Raw genomic sequence first — 9699 nt, forward strand, 5'->3', positions numbered from 1 at the left:
ATCTCCCTTTACGCTGCAGGCGCGAACACAAGCCGCTCCTCGAAATGGTTCATATCGTCGAAAGAGCAGAAGGCCGGAGGCTTCAATTCTATCACCGGAGCGGTTTCGCGCAGTGTGGCAAGCGCGCCATCGAGCATCGCCTGCCATGCCCGGAGCGCCGCTTCCGGCAGCCTTGCGATCGGATAGCAGAATGTGACGTGGAACGCATAGGTGTCATGATCCGGGTGCCGGTAGCCGAACACAGGGGCGAACGCATCCCGCCATTCCTTCATGGTCCGCCGGTCCGCTGCGGTAATGCCGTCCACCGTAAGTCCGACCGGCGTGACCTCCGTGACTTCAACCTCAAACGGGCCCAGTGGCTCGAAGGATTGCAACCGATCCAGAAAGATCTCGTTCATGCGCTCGATCCCAGTGTCAAACGCCACATCCGCCGGCCAATAAGGCGGCGTGCGGCGATACTCGATAATACCCTGAAACAGGGTCATGTGCAGGCTGGAGATCGGCGTGAAGGCGAACTGCGAAGCTTCCGGCATCGCCAGAAACGTCTCACGCGCTTCAACGATCGCCCGCTGCGAGCGCGATCCCTCGACCAGATGACAGACTACCGTATTGCCGGGCTCGCGCAGAAACGTCCCAGTTGCGTCGTAGCGGGTCCCGAGATGCCTCGGCGGGACAGGATTATGAATGGCGGAATAGGTCAGAAGGCTGGGCGAAGGGGCAGAAATCATCGCTGGCAGTCCGGTCGTTGATGGCGGGATTTCCGTCCATAATTTTAAAGCACGAATGCCAGATGACACTCATGAGCACCAACGACTTATTGCGATATCAATCATAAATGCATCTGATGTAATCGCCCGACCCTCGCGCGCGCCGCTCGATCAGGCCGGCGAGCCGTCGCAAGCCACGCCCGGGCTTGCCGGCGTTGCGATCGAAGGGGTTGGGAAGCGACACGGCAAGAAGAGCGGCCTGCCGACTGGTCAATTTCGATGCCGGCACGTTGAAATGGTGACGTGCCGCGGCCTCGATGCCGTATACCCCCGGCCCCCATTCGGCAATGTTGAGATAGATCTCCATCAGGCGCCGCTTCGACCAGACGAAATCCGCGGTCACAGCCAACGGCAGCTCCATCGCCTTGCGAACGAAGGACCGGCTATTCCAGAGGAACAGGTTCTTCACCGTCTGCATCGGGATCGTACTTCCGCCACGGGTCGCCTGGCCGCTCAGCGTATCCTCCAACAACATCCGCATCTCGCCCCAATCGACACCGCCGTGGAAGCAATATTGTCCATCCTCGGACATCATCACCGACTGGACGAGAACCGGCGAGATATCGTCGAGCGATACCCATTGCCGGTCGTAGCCGCGCAGCAGCACCAGATCGCGAAGCATGAGCGTGGAAACGGGGTGAACGAAAGGCAGCAGATAGAGGACAATCAGGACATAGGGAAGAATGACGAGCGCCGCCAGTGCGAGAGCGATGCGCATGATCACGGGCCGGCCCTTGAGCCAAAACAACGCGTGCCTGTGAAACGGCACGGTCATGCTTTCCTCTCTCTCCGGCGTGATGTCCAATTCCCCGACCCAGTCTCTTGCCCTTCTCCTCCATACCGTTTGCGAACTGGCATTGCCAGAGACAAAGGAAATCTTCGCCGGATGATCGACAATTCCGTTGCAGAGGGAAGGCAGCTCATGCCAAACAGCGCGCCATGGACGCAAGCTCTGAAACATTCGAAGCCAGATTGACGGCCACCGCGCGCGAGGTCGAGGCTGCGCTCGACACCCTGCTGTCGTCATCCGTATTGAACGGCGAGATCGCCCGTCCGGAACGGCTGCGTTCAGCCGTGCACTATGCCAGCCTGAACGGCGGCAAGCGGCTCCGCCCTTTCCTGGTCATCGAGGCGGCATCGCTGCTCGGCGGGGACAGAGACGCGGCGCTGCGTGTGGGCGCGGCACTCGAATGCGTGCACTGTTATTCGCTGGTTCACGACGATCTGCCGGCAATGGACGACGACGACCTGCGTCGAGGCAAGCCGACCGTGCACATCGCCTATGACGAGGCGACCGCCATCCTCACTGGCGATAGTCTGCTCACCTATGCCTTTGACATCATCGCTGCGCCCGAAACGAAATTGCCTGATGCCGCCAAAGTGGCGTTGACGCTCGCGCTGGCGCGAGCCGCAGGCATCGGAGGCATGGCAGGCGGTCAGGCACTCGACCTTGCCGCCGAGAAGCAGGCGCCGGACGAACAAGGCATCGTGACGCTGCAGGCCATGAAAACAGGCGCGCTCATCCGCTTTGCCTGCGAAGCCGGCGCCATCATTGCCGGCGCTTCGCCGGAGGATCGTACACGACTGCGTCAGTTCGGCGAGAGGATCGGCCTCGCCTTCCAGCTCGCGGACGACATTCTCGATCTCACCTCCGATGCAGCCACAATGGGCAAGGCGACGGGTAAGGACGCCGGTCGCAGCAAGGGCACATTGGTGGCACTGCACGGCATGGCATGGGCGGAAGCCAAGCTTGCCGAGCATGTGCGCGAGGCCGAAGCACTGCTGTCTCCCTATGCCGGGCGCGGCACAGTTCTGACTGAAGCAGCTCGCTTCATTGCCGGACGCAAGAGCTGAAAAAGCGTCACCTAGACAATATTTCCGCCACCTGACGAGATGCAGTCCCTTGTCGTTCGCGTGGAGCCGGGGCAAAAAAACCGGCAATAGCCGAGTGGCCGAACAAGAGACGCAAGATGCATGAGATCCTGACCTACCTGCCGCAGATCCTGCCGGCCTACGTCGCCTATCTGATCGCCGTCATCAGCCCTGGTCCGGCAATCATGGCCATCGTGTCGACGTCGATGACGCACGGCCGGAAGGCAGGCATGACCATCGCGCTTGGCATCTTCGCGGGTTCGTTCACCTGGGCCTGCGCCGCCGCTCTCGGTCTTGCGACCATCCTCCAGACCTACGCCATCGCGCTTGAGATCCTGAAGGTCTTCGGCGGCCTCTATCTGCTTTATCTCGCCTACAAGGCCTTCAAGGCCGTACGCGCCAACAATGACCTGCCGACAGCTGTCGTGCAGAGAAACCTTTCGACGCGGGCCCAGTTGCTGCGCGGCTATGGTATCCACATCACCAACCCGAAGGCCATCTTCGCGTGGCTGGCGATCATCGCCCTCGGCATGCCGCAGGGCGCGCCGGCACCCGTCGCCGGCCTGATCATCGGAGTGTGCATGGTGACAGGCTTTACCGTCTTCATGGGCTACGCCGTGTTGTTCTCGACACCACATGCGTTGAAGATCTACCGCAACATACGCCGCTGGATCGAGGGGGCCATGGCCGCCTTCTACTGTGTCGCGGGGCTGAAGCTGCTGACCAGCCGAATCTGAACGCTTCCGGCTGGCGCTTATTCGGCGGCCGTCTTCTGCCCGAAGCGCTTTTCGATGTAGTCGACCACGAGCGCCTCAAAGTCAGAAGCGATGTTCGGCCCGCGCAGGGTCAACGCCTTCTTGCCGTCGATGAACACGGGCGCAGCCGGCGTTTCGCCGGTGCCGGGCAGGGAAATGCCGATGTCGGCGTGCTTGCTTTCACCTGGTCCGTTGACGATGCAGCCCATGACCGCAACGTTCAGCGCTTCGACACCCGGATATTTCTCGCGCCAGACCGGCATGTTCTTGCGAAGGTCGTTCTGGATGTTCTGCGCCAATTCCTGGAATACGGTCGAGGTCGTGCGCCCACAGCCGGGACAAGCCGCAACGACAGGCACGAACTGGCGGAAGCCCATCACCTGCAGCAGCTCCTGGGCAACCTGCACTTCGCGCGTCCGGTCGCCATTCGGCTCCGGCGTCAGCGACACGCGGATCGTATCGCCGATTCCCTGCTGCAGCACATAGCCCATGGCAGCCGATGAAGCGACGATCCCCTTGCTGCCCATGCCGGCTTCGGTAAGGCCGAGATGCAGGGCGTGGTCGGAGCGTTCGGAGAGCATCGAATAGACGGCGATCAGATCCTGGACCTGGCTGACCTTGGCGGACAGGATGATGCGGTTGCGCGGAAGGCCGATCTCTTCGGCCAGATTGGCCGAGATCAAGGCGGACTGCACGATTGCCTCACGCGTCACTTGACGCGCCGAAAGCGGTGAGCCAGCCTCGGCGTTCTGGTCCATCAGCGCCGTCAGCAACTCCTGATCCAGCGAACCCCAGTTCACACCGATGCGCACCGGCTTGTCGTAGCGGATCGCCATCTCGATGATGTCGCCGAACTGCTTGTCCTTCTTGTCCTTGAAGCCGACGTTGCCCGGATTGATACGGTATTTCGCCAGTGCCTCGGCGCAGGCCGGATGGTCGGCAAGAAGCTTGTGGCCGATGTAGTGAAAATCACCGACGAGCGGGACGTCCATGCCAAGGCGCAGCAGCCGTTCGCGAATCTTCGGAACCGCGGCAGCGCTCTCGTCGCGGTCGACGGTGATGCGGACAATCTCGGACCCCGCTTTGAAAAGAGCCGCCACCTGCGCAACGGTGGAGTCTATATCCGCAGTGTCGGTATTCGTCATCGACTGGACGACAACAGGCGCACCACCACCCACGATGACGCCACCAACATCGACCGCAACGGATGCGCGGCGCGGCTTCGGATCAAAATCTGCAGCAGAAGACATATAGAGTTCTTGAACCCCTGAATTTCGTGTCTTTCAGGTGGATCATGCCCGCTTTGTTGTCAACCGCCCCGCACATCACTTTTGCTTGGAGCCGTCTCAGTGACCGCCACCCGATATGCCGTCGGCATAGCGTGCAAGGTTCGAAAACAGCAGCACGACGACCAGCAACACCGGCAAAGCCATGAAGACGACGCTGAAGCCGATATGCTCCGCCACGAAACCGATTGCCGACGGAGCCACCAGCATGCCGGAATAGCCCATAGTGGTTACCACCGAGAGGCCAATGCCGGCGCGCAGGCCCGGAATATTGCCGGCAGCCGAAAAGGCAATCGGGACCATGTTCGAGATCCCGATCCCGCAAAGCGCAAAGCCCAGGATCGCAATTTCCGCATTGGGCGCAAAGGCGGCGAGCAGCATGCCTGATATTGCAAACAGCGTGCAGATCCGAAGCGTCATCACGCCGCCAAGCCGGTCGCGAACAAGATCGCCGCCAAACCGCATGACCGACATCGTCAGCGAAAACGCCGCAAAGCCGAAGCCGGAAAGCGCCACCGATGCTCCCAGTTCCTCACGCAGGTAGAGCGCGCCCCAATCCAGCACAGCGCCCTCGGGAACCATCGAGAACAGCGCCATCAATCCGATCAGCCATGGCAGCGGCACCAGAGGCAGCCGGAGCTTTTCCTTCTTCTCGTCGGGATGCGGAGGGTCCGCAAGGATCATCCTCCAGGCGATACCCAAAACGATCGCCGCAAGCGCAGTCGCAATCTGCGCATGCCAGAGCACGCCGACCTTGGCGATCAGCAGGCCACCGAGGCCGGCACCGATCAAACCGCCCAAACTCCAAAAGGCGTGGCACGAGGACATGATCGACCGCCGCATCGATTGCTCGACCGCAACCGCATTCGCATTCATGGCAACGTCCATGGCGCCCATGAAGCCGCCAAACAAAAAGATCGAGATCGCCCCTGTCGCAACGTTCGGCGCAAGCGTCAGTGCAAGCAGCGCAGGCAGAAGGCACACCGCAGCGATCTGCGCGACAAGTTTCGAGCCATAGCGCGCGATTTGCGCCCCCGCGATTGGCATCAGGGTAAGCGAACCGACACCAAGAACCAGGATCATCAGACCCAACTGAAACTTGCTCAGCTGCAGGCGCTCTGCGAATTCGGGAATTTTCGGCGCCCAGCAGCCAACGATGAAGCCGTTGATGAGAAACAGCAGCGAAACCGCTATCCTGTTCTTCGTTACGTAGCCGCTTCTGACCATCGGCGCTGTGTTAACGTGGTTATCCATGTCTCTTCCCACAGTGTCTCGACGTCGGCACTCGCGCCCGACGCGTTTATTGAATGATAGTTACGTCGTTCCGCCAGCCACGATCGTCCTGCAGCCGCTGTCGCGATAGCGCGCCAGCATGGCCGGGTCGGCGTCCTGCTCGACCACCAGGCATTCGCACTGCGCCACCGGAAGTACACTGTGCGGCGCGGCAGTGCCGAACTTGTCGGACGTCGCGGCGACCAAAACCTTCTTGCTTCGCGATGCTGCAAAACGCTTGAATTCAGCATCTTCGAAGCCGAAAGTCGTCACGCCAGCCGTCAGATCTATCCCGCAAGCACCGAGGATGCAAAGATCGGGCGAGAGGGACTCCATGTCGCGCATGGCCTTCGCGCCGAGCGCGCCGCTGACCTGCCGGTCAATAAGCCCGCCGATCAGGATCACGTTAACCGCCGGCTTCTCGATCAAGGCGGCGGCGATCGCTGGCGCGTTGGTCGCTGCCGTTAGGGTCAAATCCATTGGCAGGGCCGTCGCAATTGCGAGGTTGGTGCTGCCCGCATCGAAAAACACGGTCGAGCCGGGAACGATCTGCGACACAGCGGCGACGGCGAGCGCCTGCTTGCGATCCCGCGCGATCCCTGCCCGGTGGCCAAGGCTCCCACCGGCGGGCGCAACCGGCAACGCGCCACCATAGACGCGCTCGCACAGGCCGGCAGCTGCCATCTCGCGCAGGTCCCTGCGGACCGTGTCTTCGGATACACGGAATTCAACTGCAAGATCTGCGGCTAGCACCCGACCATCACTCTGTAGCTTCCGCAGGATGACGCTTTGGCGCTCCTGCAGGAGAAGTTCGTTCATGTTCATGCCGACTTCAGCCTGGTTGATCAAAAACTGATAAAAACATGCATAAACGGATACAAACGTGCACGCAAGTGTGGTGCGCTATCTCGATCTTCACAAACTGAAACAGGGCGCGCCAAATCTGTGATAAATGAGAAAAATATTCGCAGATGCCGATTTTCTTCGCAGTTTTCTACGCTTCGCAGCGATCAGCTTTTCTGCGATTTTTCGTGCATCAAACACCCTGTGAATTGGATAAAAAAATGAACCTCCTGAAGACCATCGCCGCTGCAGCACTGATCCAGGCCGCCGCCCTTCTTCCCGCCGTTGCCGGCGAAAACCTCGCCGCCGTCAAGTCTGCGGGTGTCTTCAAGATCGGCACGGAGGGTACTTACGCCCCGTTCACCTATCATGACGATAGCGGCAAGCTGGTCGGCTTCGACGTGGAGATCGGCGAGGCGGTTGCTGCCAAGCTCGGCGTCAAGGCCGAATTCGTCGAAGGCAAATGGGACGGCCTGATCGCCGGTCTTGATGCCAAGCGCTACGACACGGTCATCAACCAGGTCGGTATCACCGAAGCCCGCAAGCAGAAGTACGATTTCTCCGAGCCCTACATCGCATCCAAGGCCGTTCTCATCATTCGCGACGGCGACGACAGCATCAAGGGCTTTGCGGACCTGAAGGGCAAGAAGTCGGCTCAGTCGCTGACCAGCAACTTCGGCAAGCTTGCCGAACAGTCCGGCGCAGAACTCGTCGGTACCGATGGTTTCGACCAGTCGATCCAGCTCGTATTGACCAAGCGTGCAGACGCGACGATCAACGACAGCCTCTCCTTCCTCGACTTCAAGAAGCACAAGCCTGACGCTCCGGTGAAGATCGTCGCCCAGCAGGAAAATGCCGATTTTTCCGGCATCATCATCCGCAAGGGTGAGCCGGAGCTACTGGAAGCCATCAACAAGGCACTGGCCGACATCAAGGCCGACGGCACCTACAAGAAGATCTCCGACAAGTACTTCGGTCAGGACGTTTCGAAGTAACTCGAAACGCAGGCGGCTTGCTGCCGCCGCCACATCCTTTATATGTTCCCGAGAAAGCGTTCAGCGAAACCTCGCTGGACGCATCTTCTTTGAGGATTGAACCTTGCCGCACTGGCTTCAACTGATGGCGGAGTCGCTTGGTCCGCTCCTCTGGGCCGGCCTGATCTTCACGATCCCGCTGACGCTCCTGTCATTCACACTCGGTCTCATCCTTGGACTGCTGACGGCAATCGCACGGCTTTTCGCGCCGGCGCCGATCGCCGCCATCGCGCGCTTCTATGTCTGGGCCATCAGGGGCACACCGCTGCTGGTGCAACTCTTCGTCATCTTTTACGGCCTGCCGAGCATCGGCATCCTGCTCGACGCCTTTCCGGCAGCACTGATCGGCTTCACCCTCAACATCGGCGCCTATAGCTCCGAAATCATCCGCGCCGTCATCTCCTCCGTGCCGAAGGGGCAGTGGGAAGCGGCCTATTCGATCGGCATGAGCTGGCGCCAGGCGATGAGCCGCACGATCCTGCCCCAGGCCGGGCGCGTTGCTGTACCGCCGCTCTCCAATACGTTCATCTCGCTGGTGAAGGACACGTCGCTGGCGGCCGCCATTACGGTCCCGGAGCTGTTCCAGGCTGCGCAGCGCATCGTCGCGACCACTTACGAGCCGCTCATCCTCTACATCCAGGCCGCATTGATATACCTTGCTTTGAGCTCCGTCCTATCAGCGTTGCAGGTTCGCCTCGAGCGTCGCTTCGCGCGCTATGGCGGCATGCTGGAGGCAAACGCATGATCGAGCTTTCCCATATCGAAAAGCGCTTCGGCGACGCCGTCATCCTGAAAGACATCAGCATCCGGATTCCGGAAGGCAGCGTCACCGCACTCGTCGGCCCCTCGGGCGGAGGCAAGAGCACGCTGCTGCGATGCATCAACCTGCTGGAGATCCCGACAGCAGGCACGATCCGCCTCGGCGACGAGAAAATAAGCTTTACGCTGGGCCAGAAGACCGGCTGGCAGGCGATCCAGAAGATCCGCCGGCAGACCGGAATGGTATTCCAGAACTTCCAGCTCTTTCCGCATCAGACGGCCATCGAGAATGTAATGGAGGGCCTAATCACCGTGCTCAAGTGGCCGAAGGAAAAGGCGCGTGAACGGGCGATGGAATTGCTGACAAAGGTCAACATGGCGCACAAGGCCGACGCCTGGCCTTCGACGCTCTCGGGTGGACAACAGCAGCGCGTCGCAATCGCCCGCGCGCTCGCTCCCTCTCCGCGAGTTCTTCTCTGCGATGAACCGACGTCGGCGCTCGACCCCGAGCTTTCCGCCGAAGTCGTCGATGTTCTTGGCCGTCTCGCCCGCGAGGGCACGACGATGGTGATGGCGACGCATGACCTGCGCCTTGCCTCGAAGATCGCCAACGACGTTGTCTTCCTCGAGGCCGGCAGTGTGGTCGAGACGGGAAGCGCAAGGAACATCTTCACGGCGCCGGAGCGAGAGCGCACCAAACGCTTCATCTCGACGATCAACGCCGCCCATACCTACGATATTTAGGGGGCGCGTCGAGCGACAGCGCGCAGCGCGTTCCCCCGACAATCTTGAGCTTGCTCATATCAATTCGCGCATAAAAAGCAGAAGGGCGGCCCGAAGGCCGCCCTCAGATTGCTGACAAACCCCTGGCACCGTCTGGGGGTTTGTGATTCATTGGGACATGTTGAAGAAACCTGCCCCCACCCAGACGGCTCTTGAGATGGTGACGCTCGACAGTCTGGTGCCGAAGGATCACCTGCTGCGCAAGATCGACGCGGTGATCGACTTTTCCTTCATCCATGATCGTGTTGCGGGGCTTTATTGCGCCGACAACGGCCGCCCGCCGCTCGATCCGACCTTGATGTTCAAGGCGCTGTTCATTGGCTACCTG

At 60.6% G+C, this 9699-nt stretch carries 10 protein-coding genes and 1 pseudogene; 6 read left to right on the plus strand and 5 right to left on the minus strand.

Annotated elements, in window-relative coordinates; all coding sequences use genetic code 11:
• Nucleotides 1-8 precede the first annotated feature (8 nt).
• Complete coding sequence (locus tag AF71_RS29245; RefSeq protein ID WP_169684193.1) at nt 9-728, minus strand: DUF1868 domain-containing protein; 720 nt, start codon at nt 726-728, stop codon at nt 9-11.
• Nucleotides 729-825: 97 nt separating this feature from the next.
• On the minus strand, nt 826-1572 hold the full coding sequence (mtgA, locus tag AF71_RS29250) for a monofunctional biosynthetic peptidoglycan transglycosylase (protein ID WP_026371609.1): 747 nt from the start codon (nt 1570-1572) through the stop codon (nt 826-828).
• A gap of 134 nt (nt 1573-1706) precedes the next feature.
• Between mtgA and AF71_RS29255 the strand changes: the two genes are divergently transcribed.
• Complete coding sequence (locus tag AF71_RS29255) at nt 1707-2621, plus strand: polyprenyl synthetase family protein (protein ID WP_169684194.1); 915 nt, start codon at nt 1707-1709, stop codon at nt 2619-2621.
• Nucleotides 2622-2737: 116 nt separating this feature from the next.
• Nucleotides 2738-3376, plus strand: coding sequence for a LysE family translocator (locus tag AF71_RS29260; protein WP_018855913.1), 639 nt, complete (start codon nt 2738-2740; stop codon nt 3374-3376).
• 17 nt (nt 3377-3393) lie between these two features.
• Here AF71_RS29260 and ispG read toward each other — a convergent pair whose 3' ends face one another.
• The 3 genes from ispG to AF71_RS29275 form a co-directional block, all read right to left on the minus strand.
• Nucleotides 3394-4644: a flavodoxin-dependent (E)-4-hydroxy-3-methylbut-2-enyl-diphosphate synthase gene (gene ispG / locus AF71_RS29265; protein ID WP_018855914.1), complete on the minus strand. Its 1251-nt coding sequence runs from the start codon at nt 4642-4644 to the stop codon at nt 3394-3396.
• A gap of 96 nt (nt 4645-4740) precedes the next feature.
• Nucleotides 4741-5934 (minus strand): MFS transporter, encoded by a 1194-nt coding sequence (locus tag AF71_RS29270; RefSeq protein WP_169684195.1) that lies wholly within the window; start codon nt 5932-5934, stop codon nt 4741-4743.
• A gap of 60 nt (nt 5935-5994) precedes the next feature.
• On the minus strand, nt 5995-6771 hold the full coding sequence (locus AF71_RS29275) for a DeoR/GlpR family DNA-binding transcription regulator (protein ID WP_026371610.1): 777 nt from the start codon (nt 6769-6771) through the stop codon (nt 5995-5997).
• Between the two features lie 245 nt (nt 6772-7016).
• Here AF71_RS29275 and AF71_RS29280 point away from each other — a divergent pair, with 245 nt between their 5' ends.
• From AF71_RS29280 to AF71_RS29295, 4 genes and pseudogenes are all read left to right on the plus strand, one after another.
• On the plus strand, nt 7017-7790 hold the full coding sequence (locus AF71_RS29280; protein ID WP_113469741.1) for an amino acid ABC transporter substrate-binding protein: 774 nt from the start codon (nt 7017-7019) through the stop codon (nt 7788-7790).
• A gap of 103 nt (nt 7791-7893) precedes the next feature.
• On the plus strand, nt 7894-8574 hold the full coding sequence (locus AF71_RS29285) for an amino acid ABC transporter permease (RefSeq protein ID WP_025658056.1): 681 nt from the start codon (nt 7894-7896) through the stop codon (nt 8572-8574).
• On the plus strand, nt 8571-9332 hold the full coding sequence (locus AF71_RS29290; RefSeq protein WP_018855919.1) for an amino acid ABC transporter ATP-binding protein: 762 nt from the start codon (nt 8571-8573) through the stop codon (nt 9330-9332). The genes AF71_RS29285 and AF71_RS29290 overlap by 4 nt, the downstream gene beginning before the upstream one ends.
• Before the next feature lie 157 nt (nt 9333-9489).
• Nucleotides 9490-9699 (plus strand): annotated as a pseudogene (locus AF71_RS29295) (IS5/IS1182 family transposase); the annotation flags it as partial.

The organism is Rhizobium sp. 57MFTsu3.2, from assembly GCF_012932765.1.
GTDB classification, from domain to species: domain Bacteria; phylum Pseudomonadota; class Alphaproteobacteria; order Rhizobiales; family Rhizobiaceae; genus Rhizobium; species Rhizobium altiplani.

Excerpts from the sequence above, each read along its gene's own strand:
- AF71_RS29245 (WP_169684193.1), bottom strand. The coding sequence starts at position 728 with ATGATTTCTGCCCCTTCGCCCAGCCTTCTGACCTATTCCGCCATTCAT.
- AF71_RS29255 (WP_169684194.1), top strand. The coding sequence starts at position 1,707 with ATGGACGCAAGCTCTGAAACATTCGAAGCCAGATTGACGGCCACCGCG.
- AF71_RS29260 (WP_018855913.1), top strand. The coding sequence starts at position 2,738 with ATGCATGAGATCCTGACCTACCTGCCGCAGATCCTGCCGGCCTACGTC.
- ispG (WP_018855914.1), bottom strand. The coding sequence starts at position 4,644 with ATGTCTTCTGCTGCAGATTTTGATCCGAAGCCGCGCCGCGCATCCGTT.
- AF71_RS29270 (WP_169684195.1), bottom strand. The coding sequence starts at position 5,934 with ATGGATAACCACGTTAACACAGCGCCGATGGTCAGAAGCGGCTACGTA.
- AF71_RS29275 (WP_026371610.1), bottom strand. The coding sequence starts at position 6,771 with ATGAACGAACTTCTCCTGCAGGAGCGCCAAAGCGTCATCCTGCGGAAG.
- AF71_RS29280 (WP_113469741.1), top strand. The coding sequence starts at position 7,017 with ATGAACCTCCTGAAGACCATCGCCGCTGCAGCACTGATCCAGGCCGCC.
- AF71_RS29290 (WP_018855919.1), top strand. The coding sequence starts at position 8,571 with ATGATCGAGCTTTCCCATATCGAAAAGCGCTTCGGCGACGCCGTCATC.